This is a genomic window from Bacillus sp. DNRA2 (assembly GCF_012843265.1).
Lineage (GTDB): Bacteria > Bacillota > Bacilli > Bacillales > Cytobacillaceae > Bacillus_BU.
On sequence record NZ_JABAIT010000004.1, the window covers coordinates 159,650 to 180,644 of the forward strand.

21 protein-coding genes are annotated in these 20,995 nt (G+C 38.4%); 18 read left to right on the plus strand and 3 right to left on the minus strand.

Annotation, left to right across the window (positions count from 1 at the left end; all coding sequences use genetic code 11):
• Positions 1 to 99 precede the first annotated feature (99 nt).
• A complete protein-coding gene (locus HHO41_RS05685; RefSeq protein ID WP_211171049.1) occupies positions 100 to 1,287 on the minus strand; it encodes an MFS transporter in 1,188 nt (395 codons plus the stop codon).
• Positions 1,288 to 1,425: 138 nt separating this feature from the next.
• Here HHO41_RS05685 and cax point away from each other — a divergent pair, with 138 nt between their 5' ends.
• The 5 genes from cax (at position 1,426) to pdaA (ending at position 6,610) form a co-directional block, all read left to right on the plus strand.
• Positions 1,426 to 2,502: a calcium/proton exchanger gene (gene cax, locus HHO41_RS05690; protein WP_348981221.1), complete on the plus strand. Its 1,077-nt coding sequence runs from the start codon at positions 1,426 to 1,428 to the stop codon at positions 2,500 to 2,502.
• A gap of 167 nt (positions 2,503 to 2,669) precedes the next feature.
• On the plus strand, positions 2,670 to 3,500 hold the full coding sequence (locus tag HHO41_RS05695) for a YfkD famly protein (protein WP_169096356.1): 831 nt from the start codon (positions 2,670 to 2,672) through the stop codon (positions 3,498 to 3,500).
• Between the two features lie 138 nt (positions 3,501 to 3,638).
• Positions 3,639 to 3,827, plus strand: a complete 189-nt coding sequence (locus HHO41_RS05700; RefSeq protein ID WP_169096358.1) for an SE1561 family protein — start codon at positions 3,639 to 3,641, stop codon at positions 3,825 to 3,827.
• 209 nt (positions 3,828 to 4,036) lie between these two features.
• The gene (locus HHO41_RS05705; protein WP_169096360.1) at positions 4,037 to 5,584 is read left to right on the plus strand and encodes a fumarate hydratase; all 1,548 of its coding nucleotides are present in this window, start codon (positions 4,037 to 4,039) and stop codon (positions 5,582 to 5,584) included.
• Between the two features lie 225 nt (positions 5,585 to 5,809).
• A complete protein-coding gene (gene pdaA / locus HHO41_RS05710) occupies positions 5,810 to 6,610 on the plus strand; it encodes a delta-lactam-biosynthetic de-N-acetylase (RefSeq protein ID WP_169096362.1) in 801 nt (266 codons plus the stop codon).
• Positions 6,611 to 6,650: 40 nt separating this feature from the next.
• Here the strand turns inward: pdaA and HHO41_RS05715 are convergent, their stop codons facing one another.
• Positions 6,651 to 7,616: a DMT family transporter gene (locus tag HHO41_RS05715; protein ID WP_169096364.1), complete on the minus strand. Its 966-nt coding sequence runs from the start codon at positions 7,614 to 7,616 to the stop codon at positions 6,651 to 6,653.
• A gap of 168 nt (positions 7,617 to 7,784) precedes the next feature.
• On the opposite strand from HHO41_RS05715, the gene HHO41_RS05720 reads away from it, so the two are divergent.
• The 8 genes from HHO41_RS05720 to HHO41_RS05755 all read left to right on the plus strand — a co-directional run bounded on the left by HHO41_RS05720 (position 7,785) and on the right by HHO41_RS05755 (position 14,743).
• Positions 7,785 to 8,678 carry a DNA-3-methyladenine glycosylase family protein gene (locus HHO41_RS05720; RefSeq protein WP_169096366.1) on the plus strand — a complete coding sequence of 298 codons (894 nt, stop codon included), beginning with the start codon at positions 7,785 to 7,787 and terminating at the stop codon, positions 8,676 to 8,678.
• A 16-nt stretch (positions 8,679 to 8,694) separates the two neighbouring features.
• Positions 8,695 to 10,083: a 23S rRNA (uracil(1939)-C(5))-methyltransferase RlmD gene (rlmD, locus tag HHO41_RS05725; protein ID WP_169096368.1), complete on the plus strand. Its 1,389-nt coding sequence runs from the start codon at positions 8,695 to 8,697 to the stop codon at positions 10,081 to 10,083.
• Positions 10,084 to 10,310: 227 nt separating this feature from the next.
• Positions 10,311 to 10,670, plus strand: a complete 360-nt coding sequence (locus HHO41_RS05730) for a hydrogenase maturation nickel metallochaperone HypA/HybF (RefSeq protein WP_169096370.1) — start codon at positions 10,311 to 10,313, stop codon at positions 10,668 to 10,670.
• Positions 10,667 to 11,383: a hydrogenase nickel incorporation protein HypB gene (gene hypB, locus HHO41_RS05735; RefSeq protein WP_169096372.1), complete on the plus strand. Its 717-nt coding sequence runs from the start codon at positions 10,667 to 10,669 to the stop codon at positions 11,381 to 11,383. Before HHO41_RS05730 ends, hypB begins: the two co-directional genes overlap by 4 nt.
• 73 nt (positions 11,384 to 11,456) lie before the next feature.
• On the plus strand, positions 11,457 to 11,984 hold the full coding sequence (locus HHO41_RS05740; RefSeq protein ID WP_169096374.1) for a cytochrome b5 domain-containing protein: 528 nt from the start codon (positions 11,457 to 11,459) through the stop codon (positions 11,982 to 11,984).
• A complete protein-coding gene (locus HHO41_RS05745; protein ID WP_169096376.1) occupies positions 11,984 to 12,889 on the plus strand; it encodes a hydrogenase small subunit in 906 nt (301 codons plus the stop codon). The genes HHO41_RS05740 and HHO41_RS05745 overlap by 1 nt, the downstream gene beginning before the upstream one ends.
• Positions 12,882 to 14,288: a nickel-dependent hydrogenase large subunit gene (locus tag HHO41_RS05750; protein ID WP_169096378.1), complete on the plus strand. Its 1,407-nt coding sequence runs from the start codon at positions 12,882 to 12,884 to the stop codon at positions 14,286 to 14,288. The genes HHO41_RS05745 and HHO41_RS05750 overlap by 8 nt, the downstream gene beginning before the upstream one ends.
• A complete protein-coding gene (locus HHO41_RS05755) occupies positions 14,288 to 14,743 on the plus strand; it encodes a hydrogenase maturation protease (RefSeq protein WP_169096380.1) in 456 nt (151 codons plus the stop codon). The genes HHO41_RS05750 and HHO41_RS05755 overlap by 1 nt, the downstream gene beginning before the upstream one ends.
• A gap of 97 nt (positions 14,744 to 14,840) precedes the next feature.
• Here HHO41_RS05755 and HHO41_RS05760 read toward each other — a convergent pair whose 3' ends face one another.
• Entirely contained in the window at positions 14,841 to 15,332 is a 492-nt protein-coding gene (locus HHO41_RS05760; protein ID WP_169096382.1) for a DUF6220 domain-containing protein, read from the minus strand.
• Positions 15,333 to 15,623: 291 nt separating this feature from the next.
• Here HHO41_RS05760 and HHO41_RS05765 point away from each other — a divergent pair, with 291 nt between their 5' ends.
• From HHO41_RS05765 to licT, 5 genes are all read left to right on the plus strand, one after another.
• On the plus strand, positions 15,624 to 16,127 hold the full coding sequence (locus tag HHO41_RS05765; RefSeq protein ID WP_169096384.1) for a GNAT family N-acetyltransferase: 504 nt from the start codon (positions 15,624 to 15,626) through the stop codon (positions 16,125 to 16,127).
• Between the two features lie 353 nt (positions 16,128 to 16,480).
• Positions 16,481 to 17,548 carry a Fe(3+) ABC transporter substrate-binding protein gene (locus HHO41_RS05770; RefSeq protein WP_211171054.1) on the plus strand — a complete coding sequence of 356 codons (1,068 nt, stop codon included), beginning with the start codon at positions 16,481 to 16,483 and terminating at the stop codon, positions 17,546 to 17,548.
• A gap of 1 nt (position 17,549) precedes the next feature.
• A complete protein-coding gene (locus tag HHO41_RS05775) occupies positions 17,550 to 19,196 on the plus strand; it encodes an ABC transporter permease (RefSeq protein ID WP_169096388.1) in 1,647 nt (548 codons plus the stop codon).
• Entirely contained in the window at positions 19,193 to 19,876 is a 684-nt protein-coding gene (locus HHO41_RS05780; protein WP_169096390.1) for an ABC transporter ATP-binding protein, read from the plus strand. Before HHO41_RS05775 ends, HHO41_RS05780 begins: the two co-directional genes overlap by 4 nt.
• A gap of 253 nt (positions 19,877 to 20,129) precedes the next feature.
• Positions 20,130 to 20,963 (plus strand): BglG family transcription antiterminator LicT, encoded by an 834-nt coding sequence (gene licT / locus HHO41_RS05785; RefSeq protein WP_169096392.1) that lies wholly within the window; start codon positions 20,130 to 20,132, stop codon positions 20,961 to 20,963.
• Positions 20,964 to 20,995: the final 32 nt, after the last annotated feature.

The following is a 20,995-nucleotide window of genomic DNA, read 5'->3' on the forward strand; positions in this document are numbered from 1 at the left end:
AGGAGGCTCACCGCCCGCCCCGCGGAAAGCGAGCGCCTGTAACGGAAATCAACAAACACGTTTTACACAGCCTAAAATTATAAAGATGCTACCGTTAATTTATAAGACTTTTGCGTGTGCGGTATGTTCTTTACGAAAAAGCATTAGAGCGATAAATATAAACAGCAGCATCAGGCTTAAGCAAAAGAAAAAACTTCCTTCAGGTAAAAACTGTATGGCTAGGCCACCTATGAAGGGACCAGAAATACTCCCAATGCTATAAAAAATTCCACACATGAGATTTCCGGCTGGAAGTAGTTCACGTGGCAATAAATCGGCCATGAAGCTTATTCCTAGCGAAAATGTTGAGCCAACCATCATTCCTGCGATAAAAAAGCTGATTGTTAAACCAAGTACTGAATCCTGTAGCAAGCCGGCACTGGTAAAACAGATAAAGCCTAGAATCATCACTGTTGCTAGGACATGCTTACGCCCATATCGGTCACTCAGTATCCCAAGCGGTAGCTGAAAAATAATCCCGCCAATCGCAAATGAAGGTAGAATTATCGATACGCCACTTACATCAATGCCATTTCTTAATGCATAAACAGGAAAATTCCCATTAAGTGAAGCTTCTAAAAAACCATATCCAAACGGTGGAAGAAACGCAACCCAAGCAAATTTAAACACTTGGCGAAAGCGACTGAACGTGCTAAAGAAAGAATCACTCTCAGTTGTTGTCTTTTCCGGAAATTCATTTTTCAATAACCATATGGTGAGCCAGCCAAGGAGGCTCAAAGCTGAAGCGACGATAAATGGTAAGGCTTCATTTACATACACAAGAGTTGTCATGAAAGGACCAGCAGCAAAACCTAACCCAAAAAACAATCCGTATAATGAAAGGTTTCGACCTCGTTTATTAGCAGGGGAAAGGTATGTAATCCAGGTTTGTGTACCAAAATGTAGCATATGATCGCCAATTCCAATGATTAATCGCAAAATAAACCAGAACCAAAATGATTTCCAAATTGGAAATAATGCAATCGAAATAACAGCTGCGATTCCACCTAATAGGATGACCGGTTTATAACCAATCTTACGCAGTAATCCCTCCATAAAAGGAGCAACAAGTAGAACACCAATATATAAGGCAGTTGCATGAAATCCATTTACTGAGGAAGAAAGACCGTCTTCTTCAAATATTATCGCAATAAGTGGAAGCAGCATCCCTTGGGAGTAACCTGATATAGCAACAATACTAACCAGTATCCAAAAGCGCGCTTGTGAATTTATCTTAATCTTGATCATTATTATTTCTCCATAATAATTTGAGTTATGTACTGATGGTAAAGCGAAATTAACGACTTTGCAAGAAAAATGGAATGAGATATTCCATCCTAGAAAAAAATAGTGTAATCTCTTAAATGGTGAGGAAATTATTTCCTAGTGGAAAAAGGAGTAGTTGAAATGGTAAACAAAATCTTTTTTTTGATGGCTGCAATCGGTGTGCCTCTCTCTGTCGTCGGTTCGCTGATGCATTGGCCAAGCATTCCAATGTTCATCATTTATTGCTTGACAATTATTGCTTTGGCAAGCTTTATGGGTAGAGCGACAGAAAGCTTGGCAATTGTAACTGGACCACGTATCGGTGGACTGCTTAATGCGACATTTGGTAATGCAGTCGAGTTGATTATCTCGATTTTTGCTTTAAAAGCTGGACTTATTGGCGTTGTTCTTGCTTCATTAACTGGTTCGGTGCTTGGTAACTTACTGCTAGTTGCTGGCTTGTCATTTTTCATTGGTGGTATAAAATATAAACGTCAAAAATTTAATGTTTATGATGCGAGACATAACTCAGGGCTATTGATGTTTGCTGTATTTGTCGCTTTCGTTATTCCGGAAGTATTTTCAATGGAAATGAATGACACAAAAACAATTAATCTTAGCGTTGGGATTTCCGTAATTCTAATTGCCCTATATTTGGCAGCATTATTTTTCAAGCTTGTTACACATCGTGGGGTTTATCAACATAGTGAATCGGAAGTACATCATGAGGAAGAGCCTGAGTGGAGCAAGGGAAAAGCCATTGGAATATTATTACTTTCTACACTTGCTGTAGCATATGTATCTGAAAATCTTGTTCATACATTTGAAGAGGTTGCTCACTCATTTGGCTGGACTGAGCTTTTCATCGGGGTAATTATTGTGGCTATTGTCGGTAACGCAGCAGAACATGCCTCAGCTATCATGATGTCTTATAAAAATAAGATGGATATTGCGGTTGAAATCGCTGTGGGTTCTACGCTTCAAGTTGCCATGTTTGTTGCGCCAGTCCTTATGCTTGTATCATTATTTTTCCCAACCCAAATGCCACTTGTGTTCACGATGCCAGAGCTGGTGGCAATGGTGTCATCTGTTCTGTTAATGGTCATTATTTCTAATGATGGCGAAACAAACTGGTTTGAGGGGTTAACGTTACTAGCTGCTTATGTCATTATGGGTATTGGTTTCTTTCTTTTATAAATAGGATTTGATTTGGAAGTCCCGCATTTTTGAGAATGCAGGACTTTCTTTATTTTTTCAGCAATTGCTGGTTATTTTTTTGATATTAGTGGTTTGAATGGATAATTTTTAATGACTCCGAAAAAACTAGACATATCGCTTTTAGGAAATGAAAGGAGTATGACATCATGAGAAAGTTATTAGTTATTATGACGATATGTTGTTTCGTCATGCTTTCATTCTTACCTTCCACATTTGCAGAAAAGGATAAAGAAAAATCAGCACATCCAAAAGCTGAAAAAGTGGCAAAATACCCCGTTCCTAGTTCAGTAAAAAACATTGCTAAAGAGAACACATATCCAAATCCAACCCAGGATATGCCGAGACTGCAGCCTAGTGAATTGACAGACAAATTACTTGAGTCTACAAAAGTAAAAATCGAGAATCCAGATTTAATAAGGATGCTAAACGAGTCAACGATTAATAGTACGCCATTTGCTCTAGGCTATCGCGCAGTCATATACCTTGGTCAATGGCCGCTTAATTACGAATCATCTGAGACAGCCCCAAACTGGGAATATCAAAAGATTAACACGAATTATTACGATAATCGTGGTGGTAATCAACCGTATCAAATTCATTATGTTCAAGAAGCACAAAAGCTCATTCGTGGTGGTTTAACAACAAAGATTCCAAACTCCGAGGATGTTAAGAAAATGATGCTCTTAAAGGCTATGGAAAAAACCAATCTTCCATTAGCGTTTGAAACCGTGATTGGACAGGGGACAAAAAATGAGCAAATCTACAACATCCCGCCGAAACGGCTAGGCTATTTATATGGATTTGCTCCAGCCGTCAATGAAAAAGGAAAAGTCACTTATGGTGAAGTGTATTTAATGTTAAAAGGAAGCAAGAAAGTGATTGTCATTAAAAATGTAACTTCACAAGGTGTAGGCGCATGGATACCAATCCAGGATCATGTTTCCTTCAGCTTTGCTGCTGCTGAGCGCCCTCGCTGAATTTTTGAAAAACGCCCTCGTGGCGTTTTTTATTTATGATTTTCACAAATGAAATCAGGGAACAATAGAATAAATCATTGCTAATATCCGAAATTTTCGGTAGGATGGTATCGATATTCTATAAAGGGGAGAACCATTTTGGGTAGTAAAGTCCACGATAAAGAAAAGCAGGTTGACTTTTTAAAGCATCGTTTGAATATGTTCATTGATGTCCTTGATGCTATCGATCCAGAGGATGCTGATTTGGATGACATTGATCGTCTAATTGCCTATATTGATGAACTCGAATCAAAATGTCGCGAATTTCAAAACCGAGAAGAGGAATAGCCCAGTCACTGACTGGCTATTTTTTTTATCTGTTATAATGGATAAATTTTTTAGTGTCGACCTCCAGGTGCCTTCCGCTTTTCTGACAATGTTCACCAAATCGTGATACTTTTCATCTAATCGTGTTCAGAGTATAATTAGATTCGTGAGAAATAATATAATATTCTAAAAATCGAAAAACTTTCGAACCATGGGGAAGGGGAAACCAAATGAACATCGAAAAGTTTCAGGAGAGTATGTATCAACTAATCGTTGAAACGTCTACAAACCTGCCAAAGGACGTTCGTCGCGCTGTTGCAGGTGCGAAAGAACGTGAAAGCGCTGGCACAAGATCAGCAATGAGTTTAGCAACTATTGCCGAAAACATTAAAATGGCGGAAGACAACGTATCGCCAATTTGTCAAGACACTGGTATGCCAACATTCAAAATCAAAACTCCAGTTGGCGCAAACCAAATTGAAATGGCAAAAGCCATTCGTACTGCCATTGCACAAGCAACGAAAGACGGAAAGCTTCGCTCCAATTCAGTTGATTCATTAACTGGCGATAACACTGGTGATAACCTTGGTGAAGGAACGCCAGTTATCAAATTCTACCAATGGGAAAATGATTACATCGATGCTCGGTTAATTTTAAAAGGTGGCGGCTGTGAAAATAAAAACATCCAATACAGTCTACCAGCAGAAATTGAAGGACTTGGACGCGCTGGCCGTGACTTAGACGGTATCCGTAAATGTATCCTTCATTCTGTATACCAAGCTCAAGGACAAGGCTGTAGTGCTGGATTTATCGGTGTTGGTATCGGTGGCGATCGTACAACTGGTTACGAATTAGCTAAAGACCAGCTTTTCCGTTCAAATGATGACGTAAATCCAAATGAGGACCTTCGTAAATTGGAAGAGTACATTATGGATAAAGCTAATGAGCTTGGCATCGGGACAATGGGCTTCGGTGGCGAAACCACTTTACTAGGCTGTAAAGTCGGTGTTTATAACCGTCTTCCAGCGAGCTTCTTCGTTTCTGTTGCTTATAACTGTTGGGCATTCCGTCGTCAAGGTGTTAAAATCAACCCTGGAACTGGCGAAATCAACGAATGGTTATATCAAGAAGGTGAAAAAATCGATTTCACTGCTCCAGCAGCTAGCGAAGTTGCAGCTTCTAACGAAAATGAGCCAAATGTTGTTACATTACAAGCTCCAATTACTGAAGAACAAATTCGTGCATTAAAAGTGGGTGATGTTGTTAAAATTAACGGCATCATGTACACAGGCCGTGACGCGATTCATAAATACTTATCTGAGCGTGATGACGCTCCAGTTGATTTAAATGGACAAGTAATTTACCACTGTGGACCAGTCATGCTTAAAGATGAAGACGGTACTTGGCATGTGAAAGCAGCAGGACCAACTACTAGTATTCGCGAGGAGCCTTACCAAGGTGACGTAATGAAACGTTTTGGTATCCGCGTCGTTATGGGTAAAGGTGGAATGGGACCAAAAACGCTTGCAGCTCTTCAAGAGCATGGTGGAGTGTACTTAAATGCAATCGGTGGTGCAGCACAATACTATGCTGACTGTATCAAGTCTGTTGAGGGTGTTGACTTGATAAACTTTGGTATTCCTGAAGCAATGTGGCACCTTAAAGTGGAAGGGTTCACTGCGGTTGTAACAATGGATTCCCATGGCAACAGCCTTCATGAAGAAGTTGACAAATCTTCATTAGAAAAATTAGCGAAGTTCAAAGAGAAAGTATTTTAATATTGCTATGATGTTATGAGCTTTAGACCAGAGTGTGATGCTGCACTCTGGTCTTTTTACGTATAAAAATAAACCGATATGACGTTTGACGACATGTTGGGTATTTTTTTCATATAATGATTCCTAACAAAGCAGGAAATACTAACTACCGAATAAGTGAGTTTCTACAGAGACTCGCTAACTAAACCCAAAATCAACAAATTAAAACATCATGGGGGAGCATAGATGAAACAGCTCAGCAAATTTCTGAGTATCCTGTGTATACTCTTCGTATCCACTGCAACCGTTGCTCAGGCACAAACAAGCGATTCAGCAATTCATTGGGGTTTCAAAAAAGGGTACAGAGGCCAACCTGCAGAAGCTGGTCAAATGCTCGAGGGTCTTCTCGACAAATACGGAGCATATTACAAGGGAAACTCAAACAAAAAGGTCCTCTATTTAACCTTTGATAATGGCTATGAAAATGGCTATACCGAACAAATTCTTGATGTGCTAAAAAAGGAAAAAGTCCCTGCTACCTTTTTCGTCACTGGTCATTACTTGAAGAGTGCCCCAGACTTAGTAAAACGAATGGTTAATGAAGGACATATCATTGGGAATCATTCGTGGCATCATCCTGATTTTTCCCAGGTAAGTGATGAAAAGCTAGCGAAGGAATTGGAAATGGTTAAAGCTGAAACAGCGAGGCTGACAGGACAGAAGGAAATGACCTTCCTACGACCACCGCGAGGAGTATTCACAGAGCGTTCATTAGAAAAAGCAAGAGAGTTGGGTTATGTTCACGTTTTCTGGTCACTGGCCTTTATTGATTGGAATACGAATAGCCAAAAGGGTTGGAAATATTCCTATGATAACATCATGCGTCAGGTCCATCCTGGTTCGATCATCCTGCTTCACTCAGTATCAAAGGACAATGCCGATGCTTTAGAAAAAGTAATCCAGGACCTTAAAACGGAAGGGTACGACTTTAGAAGCTTAGATGACCTCATTCTCGAGGACACGTTTAAAGATCCAATGCTGTATTAAGGAGCAAAACCCCGGAGCATGATGCTACCGGGGATATATATTAGGTTTCCTGAGTTACTTCACATACTAGTTTGGGATTAGATCCAAAACTGTGGAAAATCATTCCGATGATGACTAAAATAATCCCAATCCAGGCTAATGAAGAAGGAATGGCTATTGATAAAACCAGGATTTCTCCTGTTAGAGCAAACAGAACTTCTATTGATTGAGTTGCTTCCACTGTCGCCAGTTTCCGCATATTCCCGCGGACCATATCTGTTGCTTTGAAAAATAAAACAGTAGCAATGACACCGGAACTAATCGCCACGATTAAAGCTTGAAAACTTTGCCCCAGGCTTGGCATTCCGTCGGTAAATAAACCATAGACGAAAAGTAATAACCAAAATGGAAGACTGGCCAAGGTCATTCCGAGTACGCGTTGATAAGTATCCAGCCGTCCCCCGCACACATCCATCATTTTTCGATTACCTAAAGGATAAGCAAATGATGCGATAATAATGGGGATAACCCCTAATGATAATGATTTAAAAGAAAGTTGTTGAGCATGTTCCATCTGCATGAAAACAATACCCAACAGAATAATCAACGATAGGACTAGACCTTTATAAGGAATCTTTCCTCTAACTTGAACAGGTCCCTTCCTTGTATAAACTGTTTCAAGGAATAGTGGTGCAAGCAATGACCCTGAAATAATGGTGATTTGCCAAGTACCGGCAATGAGCCAGCCTGGAGAATATGCGGCCGCAAAGCATAACGGAGCATAAAAGAGCCCAAACCCAACAAAGCTCCAGAGCAACCATGTTATCGGTTGTTTTTTCATTTCGACTAAGAGTGGACGTAAATTTTTCCGGAACAGGACAATCGCCAACAAAAATGGCACCATAAATATATATCTTAACGACGCGCTCCAAATCCAGCTTCCTCCTGAAAATTCCATCGAAGCATTCAGAATAAAAGTAAAGGCAAAAAAGAAAGCAGCACAAATCCCTAGCACGATTGCTTGCAAATCAACTTCCCCCGGTTCTAGTTAGTAGCAAATAATTATTTTAATAATAAAATGTTTTTCCAAAAGATACTATAAAAAAATGAAACAATCGATTATATGCAAATTGTAAAAATCCGTTCCTATTATGTTTCGGGTTTTATTTTTGGGAAAATGATATAATACGGGATAATGACCAGAAAAGGACGGACTAAACCTGTGTGGCAAGAAAATATTACAATAACTGGCCCTTACAATTTTGATGAAGTCATACGAAGGCAGGCATTTGACCCGCTACACGTACTATCACTAGACGAGCGCTGGGTGAAGGTACCGCTGTTAATAGATCATCAACCTATTGTGGTAAAAGTCCAGGCGAACGGAACAACGGAACAGCCAAGTTTCATCGTCACCGGAAGTGAAGAAGTGAAACACGAAACGGTCATCGAAACGCTCACTGAGATATTCCAGTGGCATGCTCCGATTGAGGGAGTCTATAATCATTTTCAAAAAACAACCCTAAAGGTATTATTTAACGAACATTTTGGAGCACCACTTGTCTTGGAATTTGATCCATATGGTTGTTTACTGAAGTGCATCATTCATCAGCAACTCAACATGGCATTTGCCCACACTCTTTCAACGAGATTTGTTCACACGTTTGGTTATGAAGTGGAAGGTGTTTGGTTTTATCCACGCCCGGAAACAGTTGCACAACTCAAGGTGGAGCAGCTGCGCGAATTGCAATTCAGTGGTCGCAAGGCAGAATATGTCATCGGCATTGGCAAAGCGATTGTAGAAGGTCAGCTCGATTTGGAAAAAATAAAGCCGCTTACGGACGAAGAAGTAATGAAGCAAATGGTCAAACTCCGTGGTGTCGGGCCATGGACGGTCCAAAATTTCCTGTTGTTTGGGCTTGGCAGGTCTAACCTGTTTCCGATTGCCGACATCGGTATTCAAAATGCTATCAAAAAACTGTTCGGAATGGACCGAAAACCAACCATCGAAGAAATGGAGCATTACAAACAAGATTGGGAACCGTACTTAAGCTACGCCTCATTATATTTATGGCGGAGCATCGAATAAATTGGAGTGAATTATCATGCAAAAACAAGAAACAGTAAAAATTACCCCGGGACAAACCTTCCCGTTAACGATTAAACGACTAGGCATTAATGGGGAAGGCGTTGGCTACTTTAAACGTCAGGTTGTATTTGTACCAGGGGCTCTTCCGGGTGAAGAAGTGGTCGTTGAGGCGACAAATATTAACCCGAAATTTGCTGAGGCTAAAATTAAAAAGATTCGTAAGCCATCGGAGCACCGCGTAAAACCACTTTGCCCTGTATACGATGAATGTGGTGGTTGTCAGCTTCAGCATTTGGCTTATGATCAGCAGCTTAAAGAAAAACGCGATATTGTGATTCAATCGTTAGAACGTCATACGAAACTAGCAGTTGAAAAATTAGACATCCGTCCGACAATCGGTATGGACAACCCATGGGGCTACCGTAATAAAAGCCAATTCCAAGTCGGAATGAGTTCCACGGGGAAAGTGCTTGCCGGTTTATACGGAATGAACTCTCATCAGATTATTGATATTCAGCAATGTGCTGTGCAGCATCCGCAAACGAATCAGGCAACGGAAACCGTCCGAAAAATTTTACAGGACTTACAAATTCCTATCTATAATGAAAAGAAACGCAAAGGTATCGTTCGAACCATCGTCACCAGAGTTGGAGTTCAATCGGGCGAACTGCAAATCGTGTTAATCACTTTTCAAAAGGAACTCCCAAAGAAAGAGTACCTCATTGAAAGAATCGTTGACGTATTGCCAGATGTTAAATCAATCATGCAAAATGTTAATGGTGCCAAGACTTCACTCATTTTTGGCGAAGAAACGGTTGCATTAGAGGGAGAAGAATTCATTCAAGAAACATTGGGCGATTTGCAATTTGAATTGTCGGCGCGGACCTTCTTCCAACTAAATCCGGAGCAAACTGTTAAGCTCTACAATGAAGTTAAAAAAGCGGCTGCGCTGACCGGAGTTGAAAAAGTGGTTGATGCCTATTGCGGCGTCGGCACAATTGGCTTATGGCTTGCTGACAAAGCAGGTGAAATTCGTGGTATGGACATCATCCCCGAATCAATTGAAGATGCCAAGAAAAACGCTAAACGACACGGCTTCACCAACACAAAATATGTACCTGGCAAAGCTGAAGAAGTCCTCCCTAAATGGACGAAAAAAGGTTGGAAACCGGATGTAATCGTAGTTGACCCACCGCGTACAGGCTTGGACAATCAGTTATTAAATACCATCCTTCAAGTGGAACCGAAGAAAGTTATTTATGTGTCCTGCAATCCATCGACTTTAGCAAAGGACATCCAGGTGTTGAGTTCGAAGTTTAAGGTAGAGTACCTCCAGCCGGTTGATATGTTCCCGCAGACATCTCATGTGGAGTGCTGTTCACTACTTGTAAGAAAAGATAATTAAGCTCTAATACAAGCATAGCATCATAGTTTAAAGCCTTTCATCAGTTTTTTGGAACTGATGGGAGGCCTTTTTTATGTTGTATGTACAAAAATATTCGTTAACTCTGCGGAAGCTCCTTTACTCCTATATCCGTTTATATTGACTCATGAGCGATATGGTACTAAGTTCTTTTTAATCATGCTAAGCATAAACATTTAAAGGGGATAATAACAGAAGGTGTGTTAAGGATGCACGAGATGTCACTTATGTTGGAGATCATAAAAATAGTTTCTGAAGACGCTAAATTACATGGTTTTAGTAAAGTAAATAAGATTGAGGTTATTGTTGGTGATTTATCAAACGTATTGCCTGATGCTCTAGAGTTAGCATTTTTCTATTTTCGAAAACAGGGTTTGGGTATTCTTGATGAAAATACGGAATTAGCTATTATACATGAAGAAGCGAAAGCACAATGTCAAACATGTCTGTTTGAGTTTATACCAGACTATAGATTGGCAATATGTCCAAAGTGCGAACTACCAAATTGCTTACTGGTTTTTGGTGAAACCTTTAAGGTTGAATCATACGAAGGTTGTGATGAACTGTGAAAATCAAGCTACGGGAAGATGTGTTAAAAGATCAAAACCTGGCTGCTGCATTCAATAGAGAAACGTTCAAAAAAAATCATACGCTTGTCATTAACTTAATGAGCTCTCCAGGAGCAGGTAAAACGACTTTACTAGAAGAAACAATTAAAGCTTTGAGGAATGAGTTTCATATGGCTGTGATCGAAGGCGATTTAGCAACGGATTTGGATGCAGAAAGATTACGTTCACTTGGAGTCAAAACGGTTCAGATTAATACAGCAGGAGGTTGTCATCTAGATGCAAGGATGATTGCGAAAACATTACCGGATTTTAAACTAGACACTATTGATATTCTCCTTATTGAGAACATTGGGAATTTAGTTTGCCCTGCTAGTTATGATTTAGGACAAGATTATAAAGTGGTGGTTTTAAGTGTCCCTGAAGGAAATGATAAAATTCCGAAATATCCCGTTATGTTTAGACGTACCGATGTAACTATCATTAATAAAATAGACCTCCTTCCTTATGTATCTTTCAATTTAGAATTAGCGAAAAAAAACTTAAAAGAAATTAACCCAAAAGCGCAATTGAAAGCATTATCCGCCAAAACTGGTGAAGGTATGGAAAAATGGATTAATTGGATAAAGGATGCATATCGTCAATGTACAAATTCAAAAAGTAATCGTGAAAAGGAAGATACAGGGAGTTGTTTTTCAGAAAATGAAGGGCGGTGATTTGATTTGTGCTTAGGGGTACGAGCTAAAGTCATTGAAATAGAGGGGGAGACCGCTTAAAGGGGAGAACATCATGCAAAACATCGAAATGATTAGAATGCAAATAAATTATCTTGTTACACAAGCACGCCATGATATTTATACGTTATCCTCATTGAGTGACACTTCCATGAAGCCGCAAATTCTTCAACGGTTATGGGATGGATTATCAACTATTCATTTTCTTAGTGAATGGCTGGCAAATCAAGCGAAAACTGGTTATCAGGTTTTACCTACACAACCATCTATTCCAGTTCCTTCAGGTGTTTTAAATCAGTCACAAATTCCTCCCATTACTCCTTTACCCACTACACCTATATCACAGTCTAATCAACGAACGTTTACAATAAGAGAATTAGCCACATTTACTGGGAAAAATGGGAGGCCTGCTTATGTTGCTGTCAATGGTATTGTCTACAATGTGACAAACAACCGGGCCTGGGCTGCGGCTACCCATTTTGGCTTAATTTCAGGCAAAGATTATACACAGGAATTTGCTTCTTGTCATGCAGGGCAACAATCGATCTTAGCTACATTACCAGTTGTAGGGAGGGTGGTTTAATGGGAGGACAAATTTTGCCGCCAGAGTCTTTAACAAATGAAGCCATTGCCCAAAGGTTAACAAGAACGGCACTTGAGAGCCTCAAAAAGGGAATTATCAAGAAAAGAAATCTCATTTACTTAGAATTAAATGGTTGTTCCGGTAATATCATTTCCTTGCTAAACGGGCAGAATCCAGACTTTGAGTACACGTTAAATTCGATGGTTGATCTTAAGTATTGCAATAGTTTAATGGCTGCTGAAGGAGAGCGGGCCATTGAGAAACTAATAAAGACGATGGACGAAGAGTATATTTTAGCAGTTGAAGGAGCTGTGGCGTTAAAAAATAATGGTTTATACAATATTATCGGGAGCTGGCAAGGAAAGCCTCTTACAGGCCTTCAAGCAGCACAGACACTCGGAGAAAAGGCTTCGTATATTTTTGCAGTGGGGGCTTGTGCCACACATGGAGGGGTATCAGCGGCAAAACCCAATCCATCCCAATCTGTTGGGCTGCAACAGGTCCTGCCAAACAAAAAGATGATTAAACTTCCCGGATGTCCTGTACATCCAGACTGGTTTTTAGGGACATTAGCACATCTTTTATTATATGGGGAGCCGGAAACAGATAACCTAGACCGGCCTTTAATGTTCTATAGCACGCTTATCCATGACCGTTGTCCAAGAAGACCGTTTTTTGACCGTGGGATTTTTGCTGAAAAATTAGGGGATAAAACATGTTTATTTAAGCTTGGATGCCGAGGGCCTGTGACGAGAGTGGATTGTCCGACAAGGCAATGGAATGGTCATGTGAATTGGCCTATCGGAGATAATACGCCATGTATTGGTTGTGCTCAGTTTGGATTTCCAGATGCCATGGCGCCGTTCATTAGCTATGATACGACAAGGGTGGTGAAGAATGAGTAAGCGAATCGTGATTAATCCATTGACACGCATTAGCGGTTTTATGGAAATTGATGTGGTGATCGATCAGAATCAAGTTGTGGATGTTAAAACCAAAGGAAATTTATTTCGCGGCTTTGAGCAAATGTTAGTAGGCAGAAGTCCGTTCGATGCCGTATATTTTACTCAGCGAATATGCGGCATTTGCTCTGCAGCTCACTCCATGGCTTCATCTCGTGCTTTAGAAGATGCTTTAAACATCGAACCAATGGAGCAAGGAAAATATTTACGAGATATCATCCATTGTTGTGAGTTTTTACAAAATCATATCCGCCATTTTTATCAATATACGGTTCCTGACTTTGTAAAGATTGAGCAAAACACGCTTTTTCAGTCCGACCATGACGATTTTCGATTACCCAAAAACATAAATGACCGGATTTCACAGCATTACTTTGATTCACTCAAGTTCAGTCGGCTAGCCCATGAGATGTTAGCCGTTTTAGGCGGGAAAGCTCCTCATAATCATGGGGTTTTTATTGGAGGGATAACAGCACAGGCAACAGCCGAGAAGGTCGTTCATATTGATTCTATTTTAGAGAAAATTTCTAAATTTATTGATGAAAAAATGTTTCCAGATGTATACGACATTGCTCGTTTCTATCCGGACTATTTTCGATTAGGCGGAGGGTATGGCAACCTTTTAACCTATGGTGCATTTAACTCTTATAAGGAGTTAGGCACGCTTTATGTGAATCCGCTTGTTTCTACAATGGGATCTGTTGAAACCTTTGATGAAACTAAAATTCAAGAAAAAATAGATTACGCCTATTACCAATCAATAACCAACAGCAATCAACCAAATGAGGCATTGACAAAGCCGGATATGGACAAAGAAAAAGCCTATTCTTGGGTGAAGGCACCAAGATATAATGGTCTTCCTTTTGAGGTTGGACCGTTGGCAAGATTAACCTTAAGCGGGGTGTATAACAATGGAATCTCTGCTATGGATCGAACGATTGCGAGGGCATTAGAAGCAAAGAAAATCACAGAAATTATGAAAATATTACTTCAGCAAATCATTCCAGGAGTAGATGTGCAAAAAAAATATCAACTTCCAGAATTAGCATCCGGAAGGGGGCTAGTGGATACAACCAGAGGGGCACTAGGCCATTGGCTAAAGATTATAGATAAGAAAATCTCCTTCTATCAAATTATTACTCCTTCCACATGGGATTTTTCAACTAAGGACGATAATGGATATAGAGGTACTGCTGAAGAAGCTTTAGTCGGTACACCCATTCAAAATCCAGATAAACCTGCGGAAATAGGCAGAATTCTTCGTTCTTTTGATCCGTGTATGTCATGTGCGACTCATGTATATAGTCCAGGTAAACAAGTAAAAACGATAAAGGTATTTTAATGGAAAAAATACTCGTTTTAGGTATTGGGAATAGATTAATGATGGATGATGGAATTGGAATTTATCTAATTGAGCAACTATCCCAAATAAATCGTACACCTCATGTATCATTTTTGATTGGAGAATCAGATATTGATTACTGCTTGGATCGAATAATGAAGGCTACATTTGTCATCATTGTGGATGCTGTATTTTCGGGTAGCAAACCAGGAGAGCTTACCGTTTATCCTCTTGCCAATTTACATGAATATCAAACTTTAGACATATCAGGGCATAACTTACATTTGTTTCAATCATTGTATCAACAAAAAGAATCAATTAAGGGTTATCTCATTGGAGTGGAGCCTTATGAGATAAAGTTCCATATTGGATTAAGCAAAACTTTAGGAGAAAAATGGAAAACAATTTTTCAAGATGTATCACAGACTATTGATAGTTTGATTGTTAAGAATTGAGTGTGTTATATAGATCTTCAGATGATAAGTTAAAATAAAGGTGCAATCGATTAAAAAAGCCCATCAGATTTATTTTCTGATGAGCTTTTTTACGATGCTAGCCTGCTTCGTTAATATTAGAGTTACCATTACCATTGATGGACTCATGCAATGAATCCCTGTCACGTATATTTGAAATGGTAGTATCATTATTTTTTTTCTTGTCGTTTGCCATAATCTTATATGAACCCCAAGCAACATACAACGAAACCATAAATAAGACGAGTGTAAATGCTGCATGAATAGCACCAAGCCAGCCGTAAGGAGTATAGTATTGGAAGTTGATAAAGAAGAATAACACAAAACTTATAACATTATACAATTTGTGGATCCCACCAGCTATACCCAAAATAAACATAAAGGATGGAATAAACTCAATTACCTTTACTAAATCTCTGTGTTTTTGCCAAAGTCCACCATCAACTGATACGGCTAAACCTGCTAAAGAAATTTGAGTGATAATCCCCAGCAAAAGAATCCAAGCTAATAGAAAAAATAAGGTTCGTGAGTATTTTTGTGTCTTATTCTTCGCTTTTTCACTTATTATCATTAAAAAGCCCCCTATTTTTTACTTTCAAGACCTAGTCATGCAAACGATTAAGATGATTCCCAATTACTTATGTATTCATAGTCCAAATAGACTATACAAATGTAATATGAAGAAACAATGTAGAAGTAATGAACTTTCTATGTCATTAATCGAATTTGTATATTGTGATCCAATTAAAATATTGGGCTGATAGTTAAAAAAATAGAGTTGAAAATGTTATTGCAATAATAATATTGAGTGATATAACATCGAATTAATGATGAACTAAACAAATTATAGGGGAGTCTTTTTATGTTGGAAGATATTTTATTTAAAGATGCGAGTATTGATGATTTACCAATTATTGTGGATATTTATAATTCAACTATTCCAAGCAGAATGGTAACGGCTGATACTGAACTTGTTTCGATAAACGATAAACTAGAATGGTTTAAAGAACATAACCCTTACAAAAGACCTTTGTGGGTTGTAGAGTATAGAGGTGAAATTTGTGGCTGGGTAAGTCTTCAATCTTTCTATGGTAGACCAGCTTATAATGCAACTGCCGAAATTAGTATTTACATTCATGAAAATTTTCGAGGTAAAGGACTTGGGAGAAGTATTTTAAGCAAAGTTATTGAGGAATGTCCTAAGTTTGAAATTGATACCATACTTGGTTTCATCTTTGGGCACAATGAGCCGAGTATTAAACTCTTTTCAAGTTTTGGTTTTGAAAAGTGGGCTCATTTACCAGAAATCGCAACATTGGATGGAATTAAGAGAGATTTGATTATTCTTGGCAAAAGGATTTCATAGCTTTAAGAATTTTTGTAAGGTAAACACAACTACATCAAAATATCTGCGGCCAACACTCATACCAGGTGGAATGTGTGTCTAAACTCATTTTTAAATAAGGCAACTGCTTATAGGGCGTTGCCTTTTTTGTGTTTTGTAAAGGATTTACAATGCTGGATTGAATTTGAAAAGAGCCGTAGTGATTCTGGATAGTCTGAATTTATACCATTACCATGTTGGCGTTGTTAAATTTTCAGATTAAGTATTGACGAAAGTAATCAAAAATATTAATATTTATGTGTGAGTGATAATGATTATCATTATCGAAAAAACGCGAAATAATTTACATAAAAATGAAAAGGTGGAAGTGAATGATGAATATAGGAAAACTTGTTAAGCCTTTATTGGTTAGTACTGTTTTAGCGCTTGGTCTTACAGGTTGCGGAACCACTGAGAAAAACGAATCAACTGAATCGAAGAAAACTGAAAATCAAGTTGTAAATGTGTATACAGCTAGACATTATGAAGCAGATGATGAAGTTTATAAGAATTTCACAGAAAAAACTGGTATCAAAGTAAATGTTGTAAAAGCAGAGGCAGAAGAACTCATTGAAAGGTTAAAGCGTGAAGGAGAAAGTACTCAAGCTGACTTATTTATTACCGTTGACGGTGGTGTTCTTGCTAATGCCAAGAATAATGATGTACTTCAACCTGTAACTTCTGATGAAATTGAAAAAAATGTTCCTAAAGAATTCCGTGAAAAAGAGAACAACTGGATTGGAATGGCCACAAGAGCACGTGTGATTGTTTACGCAAAGGATCGTGTGAAACCTGAACAGCTCTCTACTTATGAAGGTTTAACAGATAAGAAATGGGAAGGGAAAGTGTTGGCTCGTTCTTCAACAAGTTTGTATAATCAGTCTTTACTTGCATCATTTATTGAGTTGAATGGAGAAGAAAAGGCAGAACAATGGTCAGAAGGAATCGTAAAAAACTTTGCTCGTCAACCTGATGGGGGAGACCGTGACCAAGCGAAAGCCATTGCAGCTGGAGTCGGTGATGTAGCAATTATGAACACCTACTATGTTGGTTTACTTGCAAACTCTGAAGATCCGGAAGAAGTAAAGGTTGCAGATAGCATTGGTGTTTTCTATCCTAACCAAGAAACAAACGGTACACATGTTAACATTAGTGGAATTGGATTAACTAAGCACAGTAAAAATAAAGAAAACGCCATTAAGTTAATTGAATATATAACAGGTGTTGAAGCACAAGAGTTCTTATCTGCAAACAACTATGAATTCCCTGTAAACCCTGAAGCCAAACAAGCTGAGTTGTTAGAATCATGGGGCGAGTTTAAAATGCAGAAGCTTGATTTTGACACATTAGGGGAACATAATCAAAAGGCTATTGAAATCTTTAATAAAACAGGATGGAAGTAATATGAAAACTTCACCACTTAAACGTTACGCACAAAAAGAGCTTAACGGCTGGTGGATCATAAGTATGATTGCGGCGGCAGTAATTCTGCTGCCCATTCTTTATGTTTTTGTCGAACTTTTCCAAGTACCAAATGAAAATTGGTACCAGATCCGCCAATACTTAATCAAAAATTATGTTTTTAATACTGTATTTCTTGTGGTATTAACAGGATTGTTCACATCTTTCTTAGGGATTACCCTTGCTTGGCTGACATCAGCTTACGATTTTCCACTACGTAAGTTTTTTCGTTGGGGATTGATGCTGCCGCTTGCAATCCCACCATATATTGCTGCTTACACCTATAGAACCATGCTAAGCTATACGGGTGTAATTCAAACAACACTTAGGAACCAATTTGATTATCAAATGAATCCAGAGGTTTTATCGATTTCATCTTTACGAGGAGCAGTCTTCATTTTTAGTTTATTCCTGTTTCCATATGTTTATATTATTGCCAGAGCGTTTCTAGAAAGTCAAAGCTCTACTTATATTGAAAGCGCTAGACTTTTAGGGAGAAAACCTTTCGCAGTTTTTACAAAAGTTGTATTACCACTTTCAAGACCAGCATTAATTGGCGGTGCTGTTTTAGTTATTTATGAAGTGCTGAGTGACTATGGAGTTACCAGCTATTTTGGCATTCATACTATTACGACCGCCATTTTTCAAACGTGGTTTGGAATGTATGATGTGGATACTGCTATGAGATTAGCAGCTTGGCTTATGATGTTCATCGTTGGAATGATGATCATTGAAAGGCTTCTTCGTATGCGACAGCGATATCATTTAAGTAATAAATCTAGGCCGCTTGTACCACAGAAACTTAAAGGGATTCATTCAGCTGCTGCATCGATCTATTGTTCGGTAGTGTTTTTGCTCGGTTTCTTGATTCCTTTTATCCAATTATTATCATGGGCAAAGTTAACCGTTGATAAGGTTTGGGATACAGAATTTTTTACTCTGCTCTATCAGACCGTTTCAGTTGCAGCTATTTCAACGAGTATTATCCTGATATTTGCTGTAATTGTAGCCAATGTTAGTCGTTCTAAAACGACCTTTTCATTTATATTATCAAAATGGGTAACATCAGGATACTCGATTCCTGGTGCCATCATTGCTATTGGTGTACTGGCAGTTTTTATTCAACTCGATGAAAAATTAGCTCCCCTCTATTCGATGATGGGATTAGGAAATGCACCACTAGTATTAAGTCTGTCTATGGCCATGCTAATTGTAGGTTACACGATTCGATTTATGGCCACTGGATATAATGCCATTGAAGTGGGTTATGAGAAGATTGGATCAAAATATACAGAGGCTTCAAGATTACTTGGAAATGGAGTGACCAAGACGTTTTTTAAAGTAGAACTCCCGCTGATTAAAGGTGCTGTATTAAGTGGGTTTATTTTGACATTTGTAGAGATTTGTAAAGAGCTACCATTAGTTTTATTATTAAGACCATTCAATTTTGAAACGCTGGCTACGAAAACCTATCAGTATGCAAAAGACGAGATGATTCATGAAGCGTCCATTCCATCTTTAATGATTATTGGCCTTAGTGCTTTGTCTGTCATCGTTTTCCATTTGATTGATAAGAGGGTGAAACAATGAAAATTCTAGAAATACAGGATCTCACATTTTCCTTTTCACGAGTTCAGGAACCGGTCATAAAGGATTTATCCTTTATTGTTAAAAAGGGTGAAACAGTAGGTATCCTTGGTCCAAGCGGGAGCGGGAAAAGCACACTTCTTCGTCTTATAGCAGGTCTTGAAATGCCTAATAGTGGCAGTATATCAATAGCAGGTACATCAGTTGTAAACGATGCATTATTCGTTCAACCAGAAAACCGAGGAGTGGGGATGGTATTTCAGGATTACGCTTTGTTTCCCCATATGACTGTCAAGGGTAATATATTATTTGGTCTTTCGAAAATATCAAGAAAAGACCGCACTTCTCGTTTAAAAGAAATGCTTCAACTTGTACAAATGGAGGAATTCGAAAAGAGGTATCCTCATGAATTAAGTGGGGGGCAGCAGCAAAGGATTGCCCTAGCTCGGGCTCTTGCCCCAAAACCAAAGCTGTTGTTAATGGATGAACCTTTCAGTAATCTTGATGCCGATTTAAAAGAGTCCATTCGTGCAGACCTAGGATCGATTTTGAAGAAGGCAGAAATGACCTGTATTATCGTGACTCATGACCGAAAAGATGTGGATGCGATTTGCGATCGAAATATCATGTTGGGGCAAAAGAACACGGCCTTTTTTCAAGAAAAAATAATTACAATTCAATAGGGTAAGTTAGGAAATAAATCCCATGATCGTTTGGGTGGGGAATTTTCCAATACAATTTATCCGTTGCTACTTTCGCATGTAAATGATACCAATATAAAAAATATTGTTTGTCTGTTTATTTGATGTTAATATTTTATTGATTTAAAAATTTTATAAATAATTGGATTGTTACTGTTAAATCAGGCAAAACCTAAAATTAACTTTATTTATTATGTTAATTTTAGGTTTTTTATTTTTTTTTGAGGTGATTGACATGAAAATTGCAAAAGTGATCAACAACAATGTCATTAGTGTCACCGATTCCCATAATAAAGAGCTTGTGATTATGGGGAGAGGGATTGCGTTTCAAAAGAGGCCAGGCGACCTTGTGGACGAAACAAAGATCGAGAAGATTTTTAAATTAGATGATAAGGACATCTCTGAAAAATTTAAAATGCTCTTGTATGATGTTCCAATGGAATACATGGATATTTCTGAGCGGATTATTTCTTATACGAAAAACAAACTTGGTAGGAATTTGAATGATAGCATCTATGTATCATTAACCGATCATATTAACTTTGCGATTGAGAGAGCTCATAAAGGTTTACAAATTTCTAATCCGTTACTTTGGGAAATCAAACGAATTTATGCTGAAGAATATGCAATCGGTTTAAAGGCAATAACGATGATTAAAGAAACGCTTGGAATTATTCTTCCTGAGGATGAAGCGGGCTTTATTACGATGCATATTGTCAATGCTGAGCTAAATGAAGAAATGCCAAATGTCGTTAACATGACCAAATTAATTCAAGATATTTTAAATATCGTTAAATATCATTTTAAAATTGAAATTGATGAGGAATCCTTAAACTATTTCCGTTTTTTAACCCATCTCAAGTTTTTTACACAGCGGTTATATGCGGATACTCCCCACAATAATGAAGATGATTTTTTATATAAGATGGTCAAAGAGAAAAATACAGAAGCATTTGCGTGTGTGGAGAAAATTAGGGACTTTATCGAAAAAACTCATAAATATAAGTTAACAAAAGAAGAGATAGCCTACCTCACGATTCATATTGAACGAGTGGTAAATCGCTCCTGAAAAATTATAGTAAGAAAGCGTTGACACTTTAT